The 23239-nt window shown below is 66.0% G+C and carries 19 protein-coding genes; 9 read left to right on the top strand and 10 right to left on the bottom strand.

Annotation, left to right across the window (positions count from 1 at the left end; genetic code table 11):
- From B9C43_RS07180 to B9C43_RS07190, 3 genes are all read right to left on the bottom strand, one after another.
- Window positions 1-1270: cupredoxin domain-containing protein (locus B9C43_RS07180; protein WP_235038473.1), on the bottom strand; the 1270-nt coding region annotated here is incomplete at its 3' end.
- Window positions 1271-1340: 70 nt separating this feature from the next.
- Complete coding sequence (locus tag B9C43_RS07185) at window positions 1341-5312, bottom strand: ThuA domain-containing protein (protein WP_084425183.1); 3972 nt, start codon at window positions 5310-5312, stop codon at window positions 1341-1343.
- Between the two features lie 49 nt (window positions 5313-5361).
- Window positions 5362-6417: a multicopper oxidase domain-containing protein gene (locus B9C43_RS07190; RefSeq protein WP_084425184.1), complete on the bottom strand. Its 1056-nt coding sequence runs from the start codon at window positions 6415-6417 to the stop codon at window positions 5362-5364.
- Between the two features lie 748 nt (window positions 6418-7165).
- On the opposite strand from B9C43_RS07190, the gene B9C43_RS07195 reads away from it, so the two are divergent.
- Window positions 7166-8263 (top strand): MFS transporter, encoded by a 1098-nt coding sequence (locus tag B9C43_RS07195; protein WP_160096393.1) that lies wholly within the window; start codon window positions 7166-7168, stop codon window positions 8261-8263.
- A gap of 9 nt (window positions 8264-8272) precedes the next feature.
- Window positions 8273-9505, top strand: a complete 1233-nt coding sequence (locus B9C43_RS07200; protein ID WP_084425186.1) for an MFS transporter — start codon at window positions 8273-8275, stop codon at window positions 9503-9505.
- On the opposite strand, the gene B9C43_RS07205 is transcribed toward B9C43_RS07200, so the two are convergent.
- Together B9C43_RS07205 and B9C43_RS07210 are read right to left on the bottom strand one after the other, a co-directional pair.
- On the bottom strand, window positions 9445-10779 hold the full coding sequence (locus tag B9C43_RS07205; RefSeq protein ID WP_084425187.1) for an FAD-dependent monooxygenase: 1335 nt from the start codon (window positions 10777-10779) through the stop codon (window positions 9445-9447). The two genes, B9C43_RS07200 and B9C43_RS07205, sit on opposite strands and share 61 nt — an antisense overlap.
- Window positions 10776-11735 carry an MBL fold metallo-hydrolase gene (locus tag B9C43_RS07210; RefSeq protein ID WP_033391901.1) on the bottom strand — a complete coding sequence of 320 codons (960 nt, stop codon included), beginning with the start codon at window positions 11733-11735 and terminating at the stop codon, window positions 10776-10778. The genes B9C43_RS07205 and B9C43_RS07210 overlap by 4 nt, the downstream gene beginning before the upstream one ends.
- A gap of 83 nt (window positions 11736-11818) precedes the next feature.
- Here B9C43_RS07210 and B9C43_RS07215 point away from each other — a divergent pair, with 83 nt between their 5' ends.
- Genes B9C43_RS07215 through B9C43_RS07225 form a run of 3 tightly spaced genes read left to right on the top strand, consistent with a single transcriptional unit; the run spans window position 11819 to window position 13992 of the window.
- Complete coding sequence (locus B9C43_RS07215; RefSeq protein WP_033391902.1) at window positions 11819-12709, top strand: hypothetical protein; 891 nt, start codon at window positions 11819-11821, stop codon at window positions 12707-12709.
- Complete coding sequence (locus tag B9C43_RS07220) at window positions 12666-13016, top strand: nuclear transport factor 2 family protein (protein ID WP_033391903.1); 351 nt, start codon at window positions 12666-12668, stop codon at window positions 13014-13016. Before B9C43_RS07215 ends, B9C43_RS07220 begins: the two co-directional genes overlap by 44 nt.
- 16 nt (window positions 13017-13032) lie before the next feature.
- Window positions 13033-13992, top strand: a complete 960-nt coding sequence (locus B9C43_RS07225) for a hypothetical protein (RefSeq protein WP_033391904.1) — start codon at window positions 13033-13035, stop codon at window positions 13990-13992.
- Window positions 13993-14181: 189 nt separating this feature from the next.
- Here B9C43_RS07225 and B9C43_RS07230 read toward each other — a convergent pair whose 3' ends face one another.
- The 4 genes from B9C43_RS07230 to B9C43_RS07245 all read right to left on the bottom strand — a co-directional run bounded on the left by B9C43_RS07230 (window position 14182) and on the right by B9C43_RS07245 (window position 18175).
- Window positions 14182-15426: a helix-turn-helix domain-containing protein gene (locus B9C43_RS07230; RefSeq protein ID WP_084425188.1), complete on the bottom strand. Its 1245-nt coding sequence runs from the start codon at window positions 15424-15426 to the stop codon at window positions 14182-14184.
- Between the two features lie 126 nt (window positions 15427-15552).
- A complete protein-coding gene (locus B9C43_RS07235; RefSeq protein WP_084425189.1) occupies window positions 15553-16389 on the bottom strand; it encodes an LLM class flavin-dependent oxidoreductase in 837 nt (278 codons plus the stop codon).
- Window positions 16386-17243: an alpha/beta fold hydrolase gene (locus B9C43_RS07240; RefSeq protein ID WP_084425190.1), complete on the bottom strand. Its 858-nt coding sequence runs from the start codon at window positions 17241-17243 to the stop codon at window positions 16386-16388. The genes B9C43_RS07235 and B9C43_RS07240 overlap by 4 nt, the downstream gene beginning before the upstream one ends.
- Window positions 17244-17386: 143 nt before the next feature.
- Entirely contained in the window at window positions 17387-18175 is a 789-nt protein-coding gene (locus B9C43_RS07245) for a helix-turn-helix domain-containing protein (protein ID WP_084425191.1), read from the bottom strand.
- A 140-nt stretch (window positions 18176-18315) separates the two neighbouring features.
- On the opposite strand from B9C43_RS07245, the gene B9C43_RS07250 reads away from it, so the two are divergent.
- From B9C43_RS07250 to B9C43_RS07265, 4 genes are all read left to right on the top strand, one after another.
- A complete protein-coding gene (locus tag B9C43_RS07250; protein ID WP_084425192.1) occupies window positions 18316-18903 on the top strand; it encodes a (2Fe-2S)-binding protein in 588 nt (195 codons plus the stop codon).
- On the top strand, window positions 18900-19856 hold the full coding sequence (locus tag B9C43_RS07255; protein WP_084425634.1) for an FAD binding domain-containing protein: 957 nt from the start codon (window positions 18900-18902) through the stop codon (window positions 19854-19856). Before B9C43_RS07250 ends, B9C43_RS07255 begins: the two co-directional genes overlap by 4 nt.
- The gene (locus tag B9C43_RS07260; RefSeq protein ID WP_084425193.1) at window positions 19853-22027 is read left to right on the top strand and encodes a xanthine dehydrogenase family protein molybdopterin-binding subunit; all 2175 of its coding nucleotides are present in this window, start codon (window positions 19853-19855) and stop codon (window positions 22025-22027) included. The genes B9C43_RS07255 and B9C43_RS07260 overlap by 4 nt, the downstream gene beginning before the upstream one ends.
- Window positions 22028-22090: 63 nt before the next feature.
- Window positions 22091-22696, top strand: coding sequence for a maleylpyruvate isomerase family mycothiol-dependent enzyme (locus B9C43_RS07265; RefSeq protein ID WP_084425635.1), 606 nt, complete (start codon window positions 22091-22093; stop codon window positions 22694-22696).
- Between the two features lie 39 nt (window positions 22697-22735).
- On the opposite strand, the gene B9C43_RS07270 is transcribed toward B9C43_RS07265, so the two are convergent.
- Complete coding sequence (locus B9C43_RS07270) at window positions 22736-23236, bottom strand: peptidylprolyl isomerase (RefSeq protein WP_143446168.1); 501 nt, start codon at window positions 23234-23236, stop codon at window positions 22736-22738.
- Between the last annotated feature and the right edge of the window lie 3 nt (window positions 23237-23239).

A 23239-nucleotide genomic window follows, 5' to 3' on the forward strand; every position in this document is an offset into this window, starting at 1 on the left:
CGACAACCGTGAAGTTGACTGTGCCTTCGGGCGAGACGTTGTTGGCGTTGTCCGTGGCCCGGTAGGCGACCGTGTGGGCCCCGGCAGCCGTCACCTCGACTGGTGCGGTGTAAGGCGTCCACGCTCCGGAATCCACTTTGTACTCAGTGGACTTCACGCCGGACTGGGAGTCCGTTGCGGTGACGGTGACGGTTGCTTTGCCGATGTAATTGCCCTGTGGGTCCTTGTCCCCGGCGACTGTGGCGTTCACCGTCGGGGGAGTCGCGTCCGGCGGCGCGACGATGGTGATGTGCACCATGCCTTCCGGCGACACGTTGTTCGCATTGTCCGTGGCCCGGTAGGACACCATGTGCATGCCGTTGCCGGTCACCTCGACCGGTGCCGTGTAAGGCGTCCACGCTCCCGTATCGAGTTTGTACTCGGTGGACTTCACGCCCGACTCGGTGTCGGTGGCGGTGATGGCGACCGTGGCTTTGCCGATGTAGTTGCCTTGCGGGTCCTTGTCCCCGGTGACTGTCGCGTTGACGGTCGGGGGAGTGGAGTCCCGCGGCGGCTCGACGACCCGGAACTGGGTCGAACCGGTCGGTGAGACGTTGTTGGCGTTGTCCGTGGCGCGGTACTGCACGGAGTGATCGCCGATCGCCGTCACGTCGAACGGCTGCGTGTACGGCTGCCAGCTCTGGTCGTCGATCTGGTACTCGACCGACTTCACACCGGACTGGGCGTCCGAGGCGTTCACGGCCACGGTCGCCTTGCCGACGTAGTTGCCGTTGGTGTCCTTGGTTCCAGTGACCGTCGCGTTGACCGTCGGCGGCGTCTCGTCCGGGCCGCCTTCGGTCACGGTCAGCTCACCCTGCATGGCCGTGTGACCGGGGAAGTCGCAGTAGAACCGGTACTTGCCGGGGGTCAGCGTGACGGTCGCTTCGTAGTAGCCGCCTGCTGGGTCGCCTGGGTTGGCCGTGATGTTGAGATCGACATCGTGGTTGTAGCCAGGGGTTTCGGTGTCGAAGGTGAGCGTGTGGGTGATGGTGCTGGTCTGTTCGGTGTTGCTGAAGATGATCTTCGTGACACCCGCGACCGCGGTGCTCGGCTGCTCGAGGTACCTGTCAGTGACGTTGCCGCCGACCCATTTCAGCACTTGTTCCTGGGCCTGGACGGGCTGCGGAGTGGGCGCCGGAGCCGGTGCCGGCACCGCGGACGCCGGAATCGCCACCGCGATCGATGTCACCATCAACGCGCCGGCCACCCCAGCGATCAAGCGTCGAATCATGCTGAACCTTCCGTGAGTGCGCCGGACCGGCCGGTGCGCCGAGAAGGGGCGCACCGGCCGGTCATGGCCGCTAGAGCGACCGCACTCGGATGTTGCGGAAATCGATCACATCTGCGTTGCCGTGGTTCTGCAGGCCGAGGAAGCCACTGAAGAACTGGCGCAGATCCGTCGGCGGGTCACCAGCCCTGGAGGACTGCTTGCCCGGCGTGTTGTCGAACTCGTTGATCACCTTGCCGTTGCGGATGATCGTGTAGTGCTGTCCGACAACCCGGACCTCGTAGTCGTTCCAGACGCCCTTCGGCGTGGCACCGGCACCCGGCAGGCCGATCGGGTCGAAGTTGTAGATCGACCCGGTCTTCTGCGGCTCACCGGTCTCGCCGTCGTAGATCTGGATCTCGTGTCCACAGTAGATCGCGACCCAGGCCTGCGAGGTACGCGCGCTGCCGACCGTGCCACAGCTGCCCGGCGGACGCTGCTCCAGCGGGATCCGCGGATCCGGGAACCTGGTGAACAGCCCGCTGTTGGCGCGGGTGTCACCCGGTGAGGAGTCGCGGAACTGCAGCTTCGCCGAGAAGTTGCCGAACTGCTTCTGGGCGTACCACAGCATGCCCAGCCCGCCGGAGGACCGCAGCGAGCCGTCCGGCTGGATCGAGAACGATCCGCCAGGCGCCTGCTCCCAGCCCTGCAGGGAGGCCTCGGTGCCGTCGAAGATCGGCTCGTACCCGGTGTTCGCGGCGGTGCCGACGTTCGACCCCGCAGCGGCCCGGGTCAGCGCCGAGCTCTCCCGGCCGTTGATCACGCCGTCCTTCTGCAACTGCGCGGCCAGGGCCTCGACGTGCCGGACGAACGCACCGTGGTCGGACCACGGGCTCTCGTCGTCGACCAGATCGTTGATCGTGCAGCCGTTGCCGACCTGCTTGTTCGGCACGCCGGAGTCCAAGTCGCCCATGAACACCGTGCCGCGACTGTCAGGCACCGCGCACCCGACGTTCACAGCCACCGGCACGACCTGGGTCTCACCGTCCGCGTAGGTCACCGTCAGCTTCGCGTTGTACGTACCAACACGGGCGTAGGTGTGACGCGGGTTGGCCTCGGTCGACTGGGTGCCGTCACCGAAGTCCCAGCGGTAGGACACGCCACCGGACTTCGACCCGGTGAACCCGACGGTCAGCGGCTTGTTCTGCACAGCGACGGAAGTCGCGGCAGGCCGTGGCGTCGGCGCACCACCCTGGTAGGTGATCCGCAGCAGCTTCTGGTTGCGGGTCAGGCTGAAGAAACCGCCGCCGTAGTCAAGCAGGTAGAGCGCGCCGTCCTTGCCGAACTTCGCGTCCATCCAGTTCTGCAGCTGCAGGTTCCCGGTGCCGCCCGGGATGATCGAGCGCAGCGACTCCACGAACACCGGAGGAGCCGCGTTCGCCACACCAGCCGGGTCGACTGTCACCGCGACGCGGTTCTGGTCGTTGCCCTCGTCACCGATGAACCACTTGCCGTCCCAGTACTCCGGCCACGCCACACCGCTGTTGGTGTCCACCAGCTCACGCTGGTAGATCGGGCCGGTCATGACCGCCTGGTTGCCACCCTTGAGGTACGGCTGGGTGTAGGTGACATCCGCCTCGTTGTACGTGGGGACGCCACTGCCGTCCGGCCGTGCCGGGAAGACCGGGCCGCCGCCGTCCGGCGAGTACCAGATCATGTTGTTCTTCACCGGCGGCAGGTCGACCAGACCCGTGTTGCGCGGCGAGTTGTTCTTCGGCGCGTTGCAGTCGTACCAACCGGTCAGCACCGACGCGTCGGTGTTGCTGCGGTCGCGGTACGGCTGCTTGTTGCCCATGCAGTACGGCCAGCCGTGGTTGCCCGCCTCGGTGATGATCGTGGCGGTCTCGTACTTGGCCGGACCGAGCTCGGGGTTCGGCTTGCCCGCGTCCGGACCGACCCACGCGGCGGTCAGCCACTGCGTGACCGGGTCGACCTGCAGGCGCGAGATGTTCCGCACGCCCATCACGTAGATCTCCGGCCGGGTCTTCTCAGTGCCCGGCGGGAACAGGTTGCCCTGCGGGATGGTGTACGTGCCGTCCGCCTCCGGGTGGATGCGGATGATCTTGCCGTTCAGGTCGTTGGTGTTACCGGACGTACGGCGAGCGTCCTGGAAGGACAGACCCATCCAGTCCGCCGTCCAGTTGTTGCCGGAGTAACCCAACGAACCCTCGGACGAGTTGCTGTCACCGGAACCGACGTACAGGTTGCCCTTGGCGTCGAACGCCATACCGCCACCCGCGTGGCAACAGCTGTGCTGCTGGACTTCCCACTGCAGCAGGTCCTTGCGCGTGCTCAGGTCGATCGTCTGGGCAGCGCGGTCGTAGGTCAGCCGCGAGATGGTCCGCTTACCGGTCCGCTTGACCCGGTCGACGGTGTCCTGCGGCATCCAGTAGACGTAGATCCAGCCGTTCTCGGTGAACTTCGGGTCGGCGACGATGCCGAGCAGACCCTCTTCGTTCTTGATCAGCTCACCGCCGGAACCACGGTTGCCCATCACCGGCAGCGTGGCCAAGTGCTTGACCTGCTTGGTGTCCGGTTTGAACTGGTGGATCGTGCCACAGCCAAGGCCGACCTTCGGGTCGTCCCAGGACACGATCGGGCCGGTCGGGCACGCCGCCTTGCCGACGTAGAAGATCGTGCCGTCGGGGGCGGTGGTCAGGCCGTGCGACTCGCCGATCTGGTCGAGCTGGCCCGTCTGGTTGGGCTGGGTCAGCCGCTCGACCTTGTAGTTCGCCGCGATGGTGGCCTGGCAGTCACCACGCACCATGCCGGTCGTCCACTTCAGGGCGCCGGTCAGGTGGGTGCGGAACGCGGGCTCGCCGTAGCTGCCCTCGGTGTGGCCCATGCCGGTGTAGAAGGACCGGCCACCTTCGTAGTCACGGCACCACGAGACCGGGTGGAACGGCCCGTTGGCGCCGGGACCCGGGTTGTAGCGCCATTCCTCGACCTGCGCGACCGTGTGCACGGTGCCGACCGGGTTGGGATCCCAGTTGTACCAACGGTCCGAGCGCGTGATGTTCTGCGGCAGGCCCTTGGTCGCCGGGTGCTGGCGGTCGAGGATGTTCACCACGGCCTGGTTGATGCCGGGCGTCGGCGGGGGAGTCGGGTCGCCCGCGAACAGGCTCAAGTCGGCCAGCTGGATGATCGGGTCACCCGCGTTGGCCGTGATGTTGAGCCGGTAGCGCGAGTACGACACCGGCGACGCGATGGTGAACAGCCGGGTCTGGAGGCGCTCGCCGAAGGTCTGGCCGGTCTGCTTGTCGACCTGCGTCCACGTGCTGCCGTCGTTGGAACCCTCGAGGGTCCAGTCCTTCGGGTCACGCCCGGCGAAGTCGTTGGCGGACGTGAGCGTGTACCGGTTGACCGCCTTGGCCGCGGGCAGCTGGTAAGCCAGCCATCCGGTGGTGGCGAACGCCAGCCACTTGGTGCCGGGGTTGTTGTCGGCGGCCTTTTCCTTGGTCTCGTTCGGCGGGTTCTCCGCGCTCGCGGTGACCGTGCCGATGGACTCCGGGGTGGAGAAGGAGCCGACCGGGCGGGTGCCGATCAGGCCGGTGAACCACGTCGAACCGGCCTGTGCCTTGGCGGCGTCGCCGATGCCGAGGAAGCCGTTGCCGGCCTTGATGTAGGCCTGCAGCACGGCTTCCTGGTCACGCGTCAGCGTCGCCTTCTCGGCGGACAGGAAGACCACACCGCGGTAGTTGGCGAGGTTCTGAGCGGTGAACGCGGCGGGGTCCGAGGTCGCGTCGACCGCGATCCCGTTGGCGGCGCCGAGTTCCTTGACTGTCTCGGCGGCCTTGGCCACCGGGTCCTGCTGGTCGGCCAACGGGCCGTGGAAGACAAGGACCTTGATCGCGCTTTCCACTGCGGCAGCAGGTGCTTGTTGCTGCGGTGCGGCGGCGGCCGTGGTCAGGGTGCCGCCGACCATGGCCGCCGCGGCCGTCAGCACCAATAAGGCGTGTCTCCCCGTTCTCCTGCGAAATCGACCGGCTGTGAACCGTCGCCCCATCCCTAACTCCTTTGTCGTAGGCAGGCCAGGAGGTCAGTTGTTGCCAGAATCAGTTGTGGCTGTGCCCTTCGGGCGCCGGTGGTGGTGGCACGTCGCCTGCTGTGGCGGCGTGCGTGTGGCCGTGGAACCGGTCGATCGCCTCCTGCGCACCCGGCGGCATGCTGCCGTCGGCGTTGCGGACAAGGAAGATCCCGGACATGCCCGTGTCGGAGTGGCTCTGCACGTGGCAGTGGTACATCCACGCGCCTGGCCCGACGCCCTGGCCGGCGATGACCTGGAACCCGAACGACGTGCCCGGGTTGAGGTCCTTGATGTCGATGATCGCGCTGGGGTCGCTCGGGCTCTCGAGGTAGCCCGTGCGGTTGTCCGCCCAGCGGTGCGCGTGCAGGTGGAAGGTGTGGTACAGGCTGCCGTGGCCGATCGCGAGGAACTCGACCCGCTGGCCGAGGTTGGCCTCGAACATCGGGGTGTCCGGCGCCTTCTTGTTGTTGATCCTGGAGTCGTCCAAGACCGCGACGAAAGTCTTGTCCGGCAGGATGTCGCCGCGCCTGCGCACGATCAGGCCGCCGTACAGGCCCTTCGTCAGTCCGATGGTGCCGTGGTCGCCGCCGTAGGCGTGGTCGTGGTAGTGCCAGTAGCCCGCGCTGCCGGGGATGAACATGCGGCCCTGGCCCGCGAACGTCATCTCACGCGACCGCCACGTGTACACGCGGGTCTCACCAGGGCCGTTGAAGGAGTTGTTGAGCGGGCTGCCATCCGACTCGGTGGAGTAGTCCACGCCGTGCGGGTGGATCGAGAGTCGTTTGTCGGTCCGGTTGACCAGAGTGATCTCGAGCGTGTCACCCTCGTAGATCTGCAGCAGCGGACCGGGAATCGTGGCTTTGCCCGGCTCGAGGCCGTACCCGACCTCGTTGTTGGGCAGGTTCTCGGCGTACATCGTGATCTTCTTGACCACGCCGGTCTGCGCCTGGGCGGTGTGCATGCCGGAACCACCGGCGCCCAGTGTCATCGCAGCCGGAACAGCCAGTCCGACAGTGCTGGTCGCGAGCACAGAGCGGCGGGTGACGAGCCTGTGCAACCAGCCGGTCTGGGCGTGCTTGTCCATCCTTCTCCATTCGGGTCAACGGCTACATCGGCCGAACGGTCCTCGAAGCGTCCTTAGACAGCGCTACGAGGGCATGGCGGCACGCCGCGACCTCTGCGTGGCGGCTCGCGCATCCCCAGCTATCGGTAAAACCATCCATGCCGCGCTTGCATGGACGGCTGCCGATGTTGTTGTCTTGCCTCAGTCCGACGGGTCCAGTGTTCTTTCGTGTCGATCCCGTGCAACTTATGCATTGTGTAAACAAAAGTTAAGGGCCAAACGGCGTAACGGACCGGACAGGCTTCTGTCATTTTCACGAGACACCCATCATGTGACACCGAGATTGGTTCAGGACAAGACAAATCCCGGCAGACTGCTTTTAGGACTACGGACGAGGTTAGTTTCCTCGTGACGAAATGGAAGCGTGTCCAGGAAGGCCGGGAGGGCGGGAGGTCTCGGGATGGCGGGGAATGCCGGTCACCGGGGGAGGCGGTGGGAGGGTGGGGTTCTGAAGGGAGCGGGATTGCCTGGGAGCGTGGGCTGAGGAGTGCGGGGTAGTGCCGGACTGTCGATTCCCCGAGAGGTAAGTGAAAGCCGGGGGAGGGGCGGGAGTACCAGTTGCTTGGCGGCAACGAAAGCCAGGGAACGGCAGGGTTCTGGGGGGAGTGTGGATGACCAGGAAGGGCGGGCCGGGAGGGACGGGAAGTCCCGGGTTGGCGGGGAGTGCTGGTCACCGGGGAGGCGGTGGGATGTCGGGCGAGGGGACCGTGTGACATCGCAGAAGTCCGGCGAGGCCGAAGGTTTGGCCTGGCGAAGGCTCATACCGTTGGTGCTAGGCGCATTCACCGTCGCCGTCGAAGGAACGGCCCTGACCGGCGTACTCCCCGCGCTGAGCACCTCGTTGTCCGTCTCCGCGAGCACGGTCGGCCAGGTGCTCGCGATGTACCCGGTGATCTACGTTGTCGCCTCGCCCCTTCTTGCCCTCGTTGTCCGGTCGCGAAGAGCCTGCACGATCGGCCTAATAGTCTTCGCCGCAGGCAACCTCATCTCCGCATCCGCCCAGTCAGTCATCGTCCTTGCCCTGGGGCGCTTGGTATCAGCGGCAGGAGCGGCGCTGTTCATTCCCAACGCGGGCGCCCAAGCCGTGACATTGGGGAAGAACCGCAAGGGCCGGGCATTGGCCGTGATGTCGAGTGGCTTCACGGCCGCGACGCTGGCTGGTGCACCGCTTGGCGTGTACGTGGCAAGCCACCTCGGATGGCGCTGGGTGCTCGTCGCTGTTGCCGCGATGGCCGTTGTCGTGGCGGCGTTCCAGCGTGCCGATGCACCGGTGAGCGGGATGTCCATTCGGGACCGGTTCAGGTTTCTCGGCGATCGGCGAATGCTGGCGATTGTCCTGCTCACGGTCGCCGTCGTGGCTGGCGAGTTCGTGGTGTACGCCTATATCTCCTTGCTCGTCAACGACATCGCGTTGGCCATGCTCGTCTTCGGCATTGGGACGACTGCGGGGACGTTGCTCGGCGGGTTCGGCGTCGACCGGTTCGGCTGGTCGCGGATGTTGGCTGTCAGCCTCGCCGTGACTGTCTGCGCAATGGTGTCCATACCGTTCATCGGGATGGTGGGCCTGGCTGTCTGGGGAGTCTTCGGTTGGATGTTCACGCCCGCTCAGGCCAACCGGCTGCTCACCGTCTTTCCCGACAACGGCGCGATGGTCCTGACGCTGAACTCCTCGGCCGTCCAGATCGGGGTGGCGGCCGGTGGCTTCGCGGGCGGGATTGTCCTGAACGTCGCGAGTCCGACGGCTTTGCCGTTCGTCGGCGCGGCGACTGTCTTGGTTGCGGCCGTCGTGTCGAGGCGTGTGGTTTGATCATCCGCCATGGGGAGGGACTTCGGGTGGCTGTGGCGGGCTTACGCGGTCAGCACGTTGGGCACATACGTGGCCTTGGATGCCTTTCCCATGATCGCCATCCTCGCCTTGCACGTCAGCGAGGCGCAGGTGTCGCTGATCGCGGCGGTCGGCGGGGCGATGGGTGCGTTGCTCGCCGTACCGCTTGGGCCGTGGGTGGAGTTCCGGCGTAAGCGGTCGTTGATGATCCACGCGGACCTGGTGCGATTCCTCGTTCTCATGACCGTTCCAACCGCTTACGCCCTGGATGTCTTGACCTACTACCAATTGCTTGTCGTCACGGTCGTCGTCGCTGCGGCGGACATCGTCTTCGTCGGCGCGAGCGGCGCGCACCTCAAAGGTCTCGTCGCACCGGATCAGTTGACGACCGCCAACGGCAAGTTCGAGAGCGTCCTGTGGGTGTCCGCGGCCGTAGGCCCGCCGCTCGGCGGTGGCATGATCGGCTTGCTGGGGCCGGTTGTGACGACGGTGTCGAACGCGGTGAGCTATTTGCTGTCCGCACTGGGGATCCGGATGATCAAGGCACCGGAGCCCGCACCGCCCCAACGGAAGCACGCCAACGTGGGCCTTGGTGAAGGCTGGCGGGCGATCGCCCGAGACCCGGGACTGCGGCGGTTCTTCGCGAGCAACGTGCTGGCGTCCGCGCTGATCATGGCGACCGGGCCGCTGCTGGCGTTCCTCATGCTGCGTGAACTGGGCTTCACCGCGCTGGAGTACGGGCTGGCGCTCGGCATTTCCTGTCTCGGCGGGATTGTCGGCGCCCGGATGTCCCGGCCACTGGCAAGGAGGTTCGGGCAGCGGACAATCCTGCTCGGCTTCGGCGTCGCCCGGACGCTGTGGCTGACCGGCCTCGCGTTCGTCGGACCCGGTGTGACGGGCCTGTTGGTCGTCATCGCCGTTGAGATCACCATGATCACGTGCATCGGGATCTTCACCCCGGTGTTCGCGACATACCGCCTCGAGCGTGCCCCGCACGACGCTCTCGCCAGAGTCCTCACCGCGTGGACGATCAGTAGCCGCGCGGCCATCGCCGTCCTGACCGCGCTGTGGGGACTGCTCGCCAGCGTCACGAGCGTCAGGATCGCGATCGGGATCGCCGGCGCGTTGATGCTCCTGACTTCGCTGTTGTTGCCGTGGCGGCGTCAGAACTGGGAAAGCACGGAGTCCGCCTCGGCCAACGATGTCACCACCGCGGCGACATAGGCATCCGGGCGGATCACCCAGAACGCGTCCTCGTGCTCGACTACCTGCAAGCCGTTCCGGCAACCAGAGCGGAGTTGTTCTGGGACAAGCAATCCGGCGGCCGGGTGCGATCCGTGGGTCAGAGGAGAGCAACGGTACGGGAACGGTGACGACAGCCGTCCGGAGTTGACCTGGGAGTACACCGACGGGTCGTGCCGTGCCTTCTCCAGGATCATCCGGCGGTGCTGGCGTTGGACATCGGTCTGTGGGACGAGGAAATCCATGGTCTCGGTGGTGATCCTGATGTTCTCCAACGCTGCCGCGTGCCGTTCGACGTGGTAGGTCTCCAGCAGCTCCGGGGAGGATTTCCCTTGCAGGACACGGGCGATCTTCCAGGCCGCGTTCTCGGCGTCGGCCACGCCGGAGTTCAGGCCACGCGCGCCGAAAGGCGCCATCAAGTGCGCGCAGTCCCCGGCGAGCAGGACACGACCGACACGCATCCGCGACGCGACACGGGAATGGAAACGGTAGACCGACTTCCAGACGACCGAGTAGTCCGTGTCGCCGATGATCGCACGGATCCGTCCGTGCAGATCGTCCACCTCTACCGAATAGTCGGCAGGCACCTGCCAGTCGATCCGGAACGTCGAGCCAGGACAAGGATGGATCAGCACCTGGCGTCCCGGGTTCCACGGCGGGTCGAAGTAGAACCGTCGCTCGTGCGCCCAGCCAGGCAGGTCGGCGCGGATGTCGCAGATCAGGAACTGGTCGTCGAAGGACTGCCCGTCGAACGTGACGTCAAGGGCGGCCCGCAAGTCGTCGGCGTGCGATCCCGCGCACAGCACCACATACGAAGCCCGGATCACCTGGCCGTCGGCGCATGTCACCGTCACACCGGATGAATCTTGGTCCAGACCGGTCACGCGGTGGTTCCAGCGGACGTCGATCAGCGGCTGCCGGGCGATCCAGGAGTCCAGGATCTCCTCGGTGCGTGACTGTGACAGGTTCACGAACGGCGGCAGATCCCCGCCGGACGGCAGGGTGATCGCGAACAACTCGGTGTCCTGGTAGAACGTCCGCGCGGTCGTCCACGTCAGGCCCTCGGCGGTGATCTGCGCACCCGCGCCGACCGAATGCCAGATGTCCAGCACGTCCCGCTGCTGGCAGATCGACTTCGAGCCGATCGGATCCCGCTTGGCCCGGCCGTCCACCAGGACCGTCTCCACGCCCCAGCGGGCGAGCAGCAAAGCCGTCGTCTGGCCGACAGGTCCGTTCCCGACGACGACGACGCTCATGCCAGTTTGTCCCAGACTTCCCGGTCGCGCTCGGCTGTCCAGATCACCGGCCGCTCGATGCCGGCCAGTTCGTCCCACGCCCGGGAGACGTCGAACGGCAGGCAGTGCTCGAAGATCGGCCACTTGCCGTACCGCGGGGACAACGCGGCATGGGTGCGTTCGAAGGCCTGCTTCAACGTCCCGCCCGCTTCGAAGACCGACGAGACCTCGGCCAGCAGCACGGTCAGGAAGTGCCTGGTCTGGTCGATCGCGGCGTTGACCGCGTCGCGGCCGTGGGTGACCGCGCCACGGCCGCCGATCAACGTCGTGGCGTCGAACGACCGCACCTTGTCCAAAGTGGAGGTTGACCAGTCGTGGTGGTACGCGTCCCCGGTGTACAGGGCGGCCTGTGCCTCCACGAGATCGCCCGCGTAGAGGATGCCGTGCCGGGGCAGCCAGGCGATGATGTCGCCTTCGGTGTGCCCGCGTCCGCAGTACTGCAGGACGAGATCGCCGCGTTCGCCGCCGAGGTCGATGGTGACGCGGTCGGTGAAGGTCAGCGTCGGCCAGGTCAGTCCTGGCACCGATTCCGGTGACTTGGCCAGCCGCGGCATCCGGGCGAACTCGCTGGCCCAGTCCTGTTTGCCGCGTTCGGCGATGAGCGCTTTGGTGTTCTCGTGCGCCACGATGATGTCGGCGTCGAACGCGGACGCGCCGAGTGTGCGGACCGCGTGGTAGTGCGACAGAACGAGGTAACGGACCGGTTTGCCGGTGTGTTCGCGGAGTTTGGCGAGCCATTCCCGTGCGGCGACCGGGGTTGCCATCGCTTCGAAGCAGACCAGGAAGTCCTCGCCTTCGATGGCGCCCACGTTCGGATCTCCTTCGGCGGTCAGTGCGTAGATCCCGTCGCCGAGGATTTCCAGCGTCTGCTCCTTGTCGGCCAGGTCGGCCGATGAGGCGAAGCTTTTCTGGCTCATCTGCCCGACTGTAGCGCGCGGGGGAGTAACGGCGACTAGTCCATGGGCAGGCACCGCAGGACGAGGGAGAGGGGGCAGCAGAGGTGGTCAACTCGCGCGGGAATCTCACGGCTTTTGCCGCAGGTACCGTCGTTGCGACGCTCGTCGGCGTCGGCGCGAAGCTGGCGTGGGACGGGGTGATCGACGGCGTCGCAGGTTCCGTCGTTTGGGTGATAGTCGCGTTGATCGTGGCCGTGATCCTGTTGATCGCGGTGGTCACACGGACATCGACGAAGGTGGACCATCTGATCGAGAAGGCCGCGTTCTCGATCAGGTACTACCCGGCCGACGCCCCGGACACGCTGTACCAGCGCAGCCGGGAGGTGATCAGCCAAGCAGGCTCGCAGGCACAGATCTACGCGGTGAACTCGTACGTCGAGGTGTTCCGCAAGGCCGCGGGCAGCCTCGAGTCCGAGAAGGACCTGCGCGAGCAACGCGATTACCTCAAACAATTCGAGCGCAAGTTCGAAACGGTGCTGTATCACCGGCTGATCCAGGTCCAGAATGGTCATTTGAAGGACAAGAAGGACGAGAAGTACGACTTGGCGAAGTCGCTCGCGCCCGCGTACCTCGACCACTACCGGGCCATGGCGGAGTTCGCCGAGAACAATCCGAGCAAGGACGTCAAGATCGTGAAGGTGCCCGCCAAACTCCCCGCGTCGTTCGTGGTCGTCAAGGACCGCAACTCCTCCGGCGGGCGGATCATCTGGCAGGTCAACATGCACGATCCGAACGCGCCGTCGACCGAGTTCGAACGGATCATGGGCGTTTTCATCATCACCGACCCGGACGCCTTGCTCGTGCCACGGTTCATGCAGTGGTTCACCGAGCTCAACCGGGGTTCACAGGACATCAGGGCGGCGGATCTGACAGAGCGCAAGGTGAATTCCGATGATGAGGGACCATCTGGTTCAGCGGCTGCTGAAGGTCATTGACCTGCGTGACTGGGACCAGCTGGGCACGCTGGTGACCGACGACGTGCGCTACGACCGGCCCGGCTATCCGACCATTCACGGAGTGGCGCAGCTGCTCGACTTCTACCGGCACACCAGGGTCATCGCCGACGGGCGGCACAAGCTGGAAAGCCTGTTGACCGACCAGACTCAGGGATTCTGCTGGGGCAGTTTCGAAGGCATCTCCCGTTCGGGTGAACCCCTGTTCGAGTTGTTCGCCGACTGGTATGTTTTCGAAGCCGACAGGATCTGCCGCCGCCGCTCCTTTTTCTACAAACCGGCCATCTGACGAAAGATTTCAGCCTGTGCACAGTCACACTGTCGGTGAGATCGTGAAGGAGAACCTCGTCCGGCTGCGTAAAGGGCGAGGTGTGCTGGCACGGGACCTGGAATCGCGGGTCCGGCCGGACTTCACCGAGCTTTTCGGCGCGACGGCGGACTCGGGAAGCGTGTTGCGCGAGAAGGTGATCGGCTACCTCGACGAGCTGATGGCCGATCTGCCGGAGCAATTGCGCCGGGCCGCGCGATGTGGCCTGAACCTGCCACCGTCGACCGATGGCGACACGTTGCAGCAGCGGCTGTCGGTGCTGGCCGCGGAGTTCTATTGCGACGAACGGACTGCACGAAGGCGGATGGACGACGCCTTCCTGCAGATGGCAGCTCAAGCCGATCGCGGGCAGGTGCCGATGCCGGGTGTCGGGCACGGCGGGATCGGTTGGTACGTCGACGTTTTCGACGCGGTGCTGCGTCTCGACATGGCGAACCCGGAGGCGATCGAGCGACGCACGATCGTGGCGACGGCCGCGTCGCTCGACAGGATCGTCACGTCGATCGACGTGCCGAGGCACCCCTCGAACCACAGCACGCGGGTCGAGCTCACACGCGAGATGATGTTCGGCGGCCTGCTCGCCGGAACCGGGCAGGGATCGAGCACCAATTTCAGTACCGAGATCACCCTGCCGAGAACGCTGCACCGCGGCGAACGACACACATACGGCCTGATCGCGCGAATTCCGCCCGGTCAGGAAATGGTCAACCGATATGTGTACGTGCCGTACCGGCAATGCCGGTATTTCACTCTGCTCGTCCGATTCCACCCGGACCGGGTGCCGCAGCGGATTTGGCGGCACGAAGGCGTGCCGCACAGTGCGGTCAACGACGAGCCCAGGCCGGGAACGGAGCTGGAACCGAACCTGGCCTACGAGGTCAGCGCCCAGTTCCGGGATCTCATCAACGGATGTGCCTACGGAATTCAATGGCGGTGACGTCCGGGGAAGCGTCACCCCGGACGTCACCGACAGCTCAAGGAATCAGTGCGGCTCCATGGTTTTTCCTCCTTCAGGAAGCCCTGCGTGAAGGAAGACGTCGACCTTCGTGGATCTGCCACCAGCTGGTGATATACACAATGGTCGGCTCACGCCTGGCCCGGAAGGTGTTTCCTGTGGCTGAAACCGTCAGGAAACAGGAAACCCGAAAAGTGCGGCCGTGATTTCTACGTGTAATTGTTTTGCTGGACGGTAGTTGTGCCTGCGTGCCATGGCACGGGTCAGCCTGCGCAGTTCGGTGCGCGCGGTGGCCGAGCCGATCGGCTGGGCGATGGCGATGACCTGCGACGCGACCTCACACATCCGGTCGAGGTCACTCGTTGCCTCGTACGCCAACGCAAGCCGCGCGCCGAACATCGCCCGGGCCCGTCTCGCGGTCGGTGCTGTCCTGGCGAGCGCTCGTTCCAGCAGTTCCGCGGCTTGCTTCGGCCGGCCCAGATCGAAGGTGCACCACCCGGAAACGGCCAGATTCAAATCGGCGACAGTGGTCGAACCGAGCGGCGATCCGCCAGGGCCGTCCGGAACTCCGTTGGCCAGCAACGTTTCGGCTCGATCCAGCGCGGCACGGCAGTCACGGCTGTTGTTGAGCATCGCGTGGCCTTGCGCTTCCCGGTGCGCGGCCAGCGCGAGCACCCGCGGGTCCGCCCCAGGATGCTGTTGTGCCTGCTGCGCAAGGGAGATCGTGCGGGCGGCGTCCCGCGCGTACATCGCCAGCTCGGCTTCCCTGACCAGTGCGTACGCCGCCAACGCCTGATCGCCCGCGGACTCGGCGAGCTTGGCGGACTGCCGGGTCCACGCCATCGACGACTGGTTGTCGCCAGCCTCCTGCGCCATCCAACCGGCGTATTCGGCGTATCGCGCGGCCAGGATCTCGAACGACGCCCGGCTCGACGGATACGGCGCGGCCTCAGCGAGTTCGACGAGCGTGCAGTACTCGACGGCGATCGTGCGCAGCACCAACCCGGGCGCGCTCTGCTGGCCCCGCTTGCGAAGCTGGGCGAACTGGTCGCGGTAGTACAGCCGCGTCTGCGGATCCTCGGCAGCCGTCTCGGCGTCAGCCTCGTTGATGCCCAAGGGAAGGAACAAGGAGCTGCCGAAGGCGAGAACTTCCCGGCGATTCGGGTGCGCGAAGTCGACGGGGGAATCGCCGTTCGGCGGATCCGGCCCGGCCCGCTGGACCAACGCCGCGAGCTCCCCATTCGCCCTGAGCTCGGCGTCAGCAAGGCGCGCCAGTTGCTCGGTCGGCGGCTGCCTGCCGTTCTCGATCTTGCTGAGATAGCCCTTGCTGAAGTTCAGCCGCCTGGCCATCTCGTTCAGGGAGATCTCGGCATGCACCCGCCGTCGCCGCAATTCGGCGCCGAATTCGTGGTTCACTCAGCGCACCTCCCCTTTGCACGGTACCGCGCCCGTCACCCCCGCAGGACGGGTTTCCAGTTGCCGACTCGCCTGTTTCACCAACCGCGCAGGCAGCACGGGGGCTGGTCCACTGCGGACATCACGTCACAGGTTGCTGTCGATGCCGATTTCGGCCGGGCCGTCGCGCAGTACGCCCCGCACTTGGTCCAGCGACACCGTCTCCGGCGCGAACTCGGCGAGCCACCAGGTGGCGCCAGCCTTGGCGTAGGGCGCTGGATCGGTGCCGGGCGGGAGTGCGACGGCGATGTCGTACGGAGTCGTCTTTTGTTGGCGGAGATCCGTGATGGTGCTGACGATGTCAGCGAGCTGGTCCGGGTGCTGGAGATTGACCGGGAAGAAACCGTCGTGCCGGGCGGCGCGGCGCAGCGGCTTGACGTTCCCGGGAAATCCCGCGGCCCACACCGGCACGCCGGGGCGCTGAACCGGTCTGGGAAGAAAGGAGATGCCGTCGACGATGTAGTGCGTGCCGTGGTGGTGCACCGGCGTACCGGACCATGCGGCGGTCAGGATCGCCAGCGACTCGTCGAGCATCTGGCCCCGCCGCCGATCATCGAGTTCCTCGCCGGTCGCGTGCAGTTCGCCGGCGAAGCGGTCGCTGCCGAGACCGACGCCGAGCGTGAGACGGCCGCCGCTGAGCCGGTCCAGCGTCGCGGTTTCCTTGGCGACCTTGGCAGGCCGGCGGCGGGCAAGGGGCGTGACCATGGGGCCGAACCGGAGGCGTTCGGTGGCGGTGGCGATCGCGGCCAGCGTGATCCACGGGTCGGCCACCTGCCGCACCGGCTCCCGCCAGCGCAGGTGGTCCCAGACGAACACGCCGTGCCAGCCGGCCTGCTCCGCCTCAGCGGCCAGGCGTGCCACCACTGCCGGTTCGGCGAGATCGTTGAAGATCGGCAGCCAGACAGCCGAACGCAAGCCGGTCATGGCCGCCCGCCCGCGGTGTGCTGGAGCAGAGCCGGGACGAACACGTCCCACAGCGGCTTCGGCAGGTCGTGCCCGGCGCCTTCCAGGGTCAGCAGTGTCGCGCCGGGAATCGCGTCCCGCAGCGCATGTCCGTGTGGCAGCGGGCAAACCGGGTCATGGTCGCCGTGCACCACCAGGGTCGGCGCCTTGATGGACCCGAAATCGCGGGACGACCCTTCGAAGCTCATCATGTAGTGGTTGACGAGGGTGGCCGCGACATCGCGCGTGCGGGCCACGTCCCGCTCGACCAGAGCGCGCGTGGCGGTCTCGTCGAAGTAGGGCGAGCCGCCCGAGCACGCCTTCGCCGATGCGACAACGAAGTCCACTGCCGCACGGGGATCGGAGAGGTCTGGTTCGGCGGGCATGTCGCTGGTGAGCTCGTCCGACGACGGCGGGAGACCGTCTTCGCCCGTGGAGGTGGAGACGAACGTCAGTGACTCCACCCGGTCAGGGTGGTCCACCCCGATGATGAGCCCGATTCCGCCGGACATGGACCGGCAGACGATGTGTGCGCTCTCGACGTTCAGGGCGTCAAGGATGCCGAGCGCGTCCCCGGCCAGGTCGGTGTACGTGTAGCCCGGCCGCCCTGGCGGGTAACTGGTGGATCTGCCGGTGTCCCGGTTGTCGTAGCGGATGACGAAACGGCCGCCGCGCGCGATCTGTTCACACAGCTCGGCTTCCCACCACAGCATCGATGCGGTCGCCCCGTCGATGAGCAGGATCGCCGGGTTCGCGGGGTTTCCGAAGGTCTCGACGCACAGCTCGGCATCGTTGATCCCGACGAGCTTCTCGCCGTTGGAAAGGTGATCGGTCATGAGAGCCACGCTAGGTCGATCAGCTCATCGCGAAAAGCGATAGTTTCCGATCAAATCAATCGCTTCAAGCGATGTTACTGGCGAGGGGAGCGACGAGCCGCAAGTCCATCAGCCCGGCCGCATCTGTCGAATTGCTATGGATTTCAGCGGCTGCGCAGTCGGTACTCCGTTGGCGAGCAGCCGACGTAACGGCTGAAGGTGGCCGAGAAGTGGCTTGCGCTGGGGAAGCCGGATTTTCTGCCGATCGCCGCGATCGGCTCATCGCTGTTCTGCAGTCGGCGACGGGCTTCCGTGATACGCAACTCGGTGAGGAACTTCAGCGGCGGCCTGCCGGTTCGGGCCGTGAACAGCCGCAGGAAGTGGAACCTGCTGAGCGCCGCCTCTTTCGCCAGATCGTCCAACGTGATGTGGCCGGGCAGGTTGCTGCGCATGTACTCCACAACCTTGCGCATCTGGCCGTCGTTCAGGGCGTGCCGTTCCGGCTCGCGCGCCCGGTCTGGGGCGAGCAGGTGTGCTGCGAGGTACTGGGCGGCGCATTGGGCGTACAACTCTTCGGCGCCTGCGGCTTTTGCTTTGGCCATCGCTGTCGCCATCGCCGCGATCACGGGGTCCGGGCGGCTCAGGACGTCGAGCGGGGTGAGGTCGACGTCCGGGTCGAACAGCGCTTTCGGCAGATCTATGTGGACGGTGCGCAGCGGGGCGGCGGCGAATTTTCGCCAGCGGATGGTGATCTCTTTGCCGGGCACCGTGATTCCGATATCCCCGGTGCTGTAGGTCGCCGACCGCCATGTCGCACCTTCGCGTGTCTCCAGCCAGCACGCCCCGTCCACCATCACGACGATGCTGAGCACGTCAGCGGCGGGTTTTCGCAACGAGCCAACGCCTTCGACGTCCGTGTCGGTACGGACCTGCAAAGCCTGCCAGGGTTTCACAATTCGCAGGCAATCACACCGCCGAGTGTCAAGCAACCGACTGCGGCAGCAATTTTGGGGAATAGTACAGCAATTCAGGGACAGGACCTTGACTTCGCGCTGGCTTACGTTGTCACGAAATCAGACAACCAGGAGGGTTGATGGTGGACAACCTGAAGCGCCGCACTGTGCTCAAAGCAGGCGGCGTCGCGGCCGCCGCGGTCACAGTGGACTCGGCGGCGGGTGCGCCAGAGGCGGTGGCGGCAGAGGCGACCGGGTCGATCGACATCACCTTGAAAGTCAACGGCACGACCAAGCGCGTGACCGTCGAACCCAGAACGACCTTGCTGGACGCATTACGTGAGCGGATGGCGTTGACGGGCACGAAGAAAGGTTGTGACCGAGGCGAGTGTGGTGCGTGCACGGTCCTGGTCGACGGCAAGCGGATCAAGTCGTGTCTGACACTCGCTGTCATGCGGCAGGGTGCGTCGATCACCACCGTCGAGGGGCTGGCCAAGGGCGACCGGTTGCACCCGGTGCAGGAGGAGTTCATCCGGCACGACGCCTTCCAATGTGGAGGGTGCACGCCCGGTCAGATCATGTCGGCCGTGGCGTGCATCAAGGAAGGCCACACCGGGTCGGACGACGAGATCCGGGAGTGGATGAGCGGCAACCTCTGTCGTTGCGCCTGTTACCCGAACATCGTGGCGGCTGTGAAGGCTGCGGCGCGTAGGGGAGCGTCGTGGTGAAGGCTTTCAGTTACACGCAGGTCCGTGATGTTGATCAGGCTGTGCGGTCCGTGGCGGGCACGCCGGGTGCGACGTTCATCGCGGGTGGCACCGATCTGCTGAACCTGATGAAAGACGGAGCGCAGAGCCAGGACCGGTTGATCGACATCAACGCGTTGCCGCTGACCGAGATCCAGATGCGCAATGGTGTGCTGTCGATCGGCGCGTTGGCCAGGATGACGGATGTGGCGGCGCATCCGTTGGTGCGCGGCAACTTCGCGATGCTGTCGCAGGCGCTGCTCGCGTCGGCGTCGCCGCAGGTGCGCAATATGGCCGCGTTGGGTGGGAACTTGTTGCAGCGCACCCGATGTGGTTACTTCCGGGATGCCGGGTCGGCGTGTAACAAGCGCACTCCCGGCAGTGGGTGCCCGGCGTTGGAGGGGGAAAACCGGGGGCACGCGGTGCTCGGCGGCAGTGATCATTGTATCGCGGTCAACCCGTCTGATCTGGCGGTCGCGTTGCTCGCTCTGGACGCGACGGTGGTGACCAACAGTCGTCGAATTCCGTTCAAGGACTTCTATCTTCTGCCGGGTACGACTCCGCATCGGGAGACCGCGCTGACCCACGGCGAGCTGATCGTCGCGGTCGAGGTCCCGTTGCTGAACATGAAGCAGGGTTACCTGAAACTGCGTGACCGGACGACATTCGAGTTCGCGGTGGTCGCGGTCGGTGCGGCACTGCGGATGCGGGGCCGGGTGGTGCAGGACGTGCGGCTGGCGTTCGGTGGTGTGGCGACCAAGCCGTGGCGTGTTCAGGATGCTGAGAACATGCTGCGGGGCAAGGCTTTGACGCCGGAGACGATGGCCGCGGCAGCGGATGTGGTGTTGCGTGGCGCGGTCGCCCGGCACGGCAACGCTTTCAAGATCGAGTTGTTGAAACGGGCGATTCCGGTGATTCTGGAGGATCTGCGATGAGCCAGCTGGTCGGCCAGCCCATCGATCGCGTGGACGGCCGCGCCAAAGTGACCGGTGCGGCCAGGTACACCGCGGACTTCCAGGTGCCTAGTGTCCTGTATGGCCATATGGCGATGAGCACGATCGGACGGGGCAGGATCGTGTCCATCGACACCGCCCGGGCGTTGGCCGCGCCTGGGGTGGTCGCGGTGTTCACCCACTTGAACGCGCCGAGGCTGGTGCCGCAGAACCCGTTCCCGTACGTCAAAGGCTTCTACCCGCTGCAGGACGACCGGATCCACCACAATGGACAGCCGATCGCCTACGTCGTGGCCCGCTCGCTCGAGGAAGCGATCGAGGGCGCGAACCTGGTGCAGGCCAGGTACGAGGAAGAACGGCCGAAGGCGCTGCTTTCGGAGCACATGGCCGCCGCGTACCTGCCACCGCCGAGCCGTAACGGCGAGAACGAGTTCATCCGCGGTGACGTCCAGGCCGGTCTGGCCCAGGCGGACGTGCGGATCGAGCAGGAGTACACCAGCCCGACCCACCACCACAACCCGATCGAGCCGTCCAGCACGGTCGCGCAGTGGTCGGGCGACAAGCTGACCCTGTTCGAGACCGCGCAGGGCATCAGCTTCTCCCGGCTGACTGTCGCGAACGGACTGAAGATTCCGCCGGAGAACGTCCGTATCGTGTCGAAGTACCTGGGCGGCGGGTTCGGTGCGAAGGGGACGGTCTGGCCGCACACGCTGCTGACCGCGGCGATCGCGCGTGAACTCGGCAAACCGGTGAAGTTCACGCTGAGCCGGGCGCAGATGTACACCTCGCACGGTCACCGCGCCCAGTTCCACCAGCGCCTGACACTCGGCGCGAAGAAGGACGGCACGCTGACCTCGTTGGTCAACATCAGCACCCAGCAGGCGTCGTCGAACACCGACATCCTGTTCAACCTGAGCGAATCGTCCATGCTGCTGTACGCGGTGCCGAACATGCACGTCCGCCAGCAGGCGGTACGACTGGACATCGCCGGCGCGAGCTTCCAGCGTTCCCCGGAGACGACATCGCATTTCGGGCTGGAGACCGCGATGGACGAGCTGAGCGTCAAGCTCGGCATCGACCCGGTGGAGCTGCGGCTGCGCAACTACTCGGAGGTCAATCCGGAGACCCGGGTGCGGTGGTCGAGCAAGTACCTGCGCGAGTGCTACGCGATGGCCGCCAAGAAGTTCGGCTGGTCACGGCGTAATCCCAGGCCAGGCTCGATGCGCGACGGCGTGGAGCTGATCGGCTGGGGGATGGCGACTGAAGCCCACACCTTCAACGCCCTGCCAGCCTCCGCGGTGGTCACGATGAGCCCGGACGGCAAAGTGCTCGCCCAATGCGGGACGCAGGAGATCGGCACGGGCACGTACACCGTGATGACCCAGGTCGTGGCGTCCGGTCTGGGTGTCGACCTGGGTGAGGTGACCTTCGACCTCGGTGACACGAACTTCCCGCCAGCGGGCATCTCGGCGGCCTCGGCGACGATCAACAGCATCACGGGCGCGGTGTCTCAGGCGGCGACATCGGTGCGTGACGCGGTGATCAAACTGGCCGTGGCCGACCCGCGCTCACCGCTGCATGGCGTGGCACCCGCGGACATCGCGGTCGACCACGGCGTGATGTACGTGAAGTCTCGGCGCTACCGCAACGACACGTATCGCGCAGTCATGGGCCGTCACGGCCAGCCGGTGTCCAACACGGCGACCGTGCCCAACGAGCGTGGTTACACGACGGGGTGTGTGTTCGTCGAGGTCCGGGTGGACCCCCGGGTTGGGCGTGTGCGCGTCACGCGGGTTGTCACCGCTCACGACCCGGGCCGCGTGATGAACCTCAAGACGGCGCGCAGCCAGGTCATCGGTGGCGTGACGTGGGGTATGGGCTATGCGTTGATGGAGCACACCGTGTACGACCCGCGGACCGCGCGGGTGGTGAATCCCACTCTGTCGACGTACCTCATCCCGGTGAACGCCGACGTGCCGGAGATCGACGCGATGTTCGTCGACCGACCGGACCCGGCCAGCACGGCATTGGGTGCGAAGGGTTTCGGGGAGACGCCGATCACTGGTGTACCCGCGGCCATCGGCAACGCCGTGTACCACGCCACCGGCAGGCGGATCCGTGACCTGCCCATCACGCAGGACAAACTCCTGTAGACGAATGTCGGGATAGGGCAGCGCGACGGTGCTGCCCTATCTAGATTGTCTGCTGTGGACCTGATGACGCACGCGACCCAGGAACGCGCCGATCTCGCCGACCTCCTGGACACACTGACCGAAGAGCAATGGCAGACGCAGAGCCTGTGCTCAGACTGGACAGTCCGGGACGTCGTCGCCCACCACCTCAGCTACGACGAACTGACCTGGTCAGGCACGCTCAAACGGGTCGCCCGCGGCAAGTTCGGCCTGAACGGGACCAACGCCGTCGGGGTTCGGGAAGACACTCGCGGGCCGCGGGAGCTGCTCGAGGTTCTGCGTGCCCACCTGCGGCCGCGCGGCCTGGTCACCGCTTTCGGCGGGATGGTCGCGCTGCTCGACTGCATGATCCACCAGCAGGACATTCGCCGCCCGTTGGGCATGCCGCGTGAGATTCCCCGGGAGCGCCTGCGTATCGCCCTAGGACTGGCCATGAAAGCGCCGCCGATCCGTGCTTTCGTGCGAGCACGCGGCCTGCGGCTTGTGGCGACGGACGTGGACTGGACACGTGGATCCGGCCCTGAGGTGCGCGGGCCTGGCGAGGCCGTGCTGATGGCGGTCGCCGGGCGTCGCGTCGCGCTCGACGAGTTGTCCGGCCCGGGCACGGCCAGGCTCGCGGCACGGATGTGAGGCCGTGCGGGCGCGTGGCCCGCACGGCCTCAAGCTGCCTCAGTCGAGGACTTCGGCCTTCTCGATGATGACGTCGTTCTTCGGCACGTCCTGATGGCCGCCTGCGTTGCCGGTCGGCACGCCGGCGATCGCGTCGACAGTGTCCGTGCCCTCGACGACCTTGCCGAACACCGCATAGCCCCAGCCCTGGCCGGCCGGTGCGGTGTGGTTGAGGAAGTCGTTGGTCGCGGTGTTGATGAAGAACTGCGCGGTCGCCGAGTGCGGGTCGGAGGTCCGCGCCATCGCCACGGTGTAGTGGTCGTTCTTCAGGCCGTTCTGGGCCTCGTTCTTGATCGGGGTGCCGGTCGGCTTCTGGCGCAGGCCCGGCTCGAAGCCGCCACCCTGGATCATGAAGGTCTTGATGACGCGGTGGAAGATCGTGCCGTCGTAGTGCCCGCTGTTCACGTACTGCAGGAAGTTCGCCACGGTCTCGGGGGCTTTTGCCGCGTCGAGCTCGAGAACGATCGGGCCGTGCGACGTGTGCAGCTTGACTTTGCTCATGGC

Source organism: Kibdelosporangium aridum, assembly GCF_900176515.1.
GTDB lineage: Bacteria > Actinomycetota > Actinomycetes > Mycobacteriales > Pseudonocardiaceae > Kibdelosporangium > Kibdelosporangium aridum.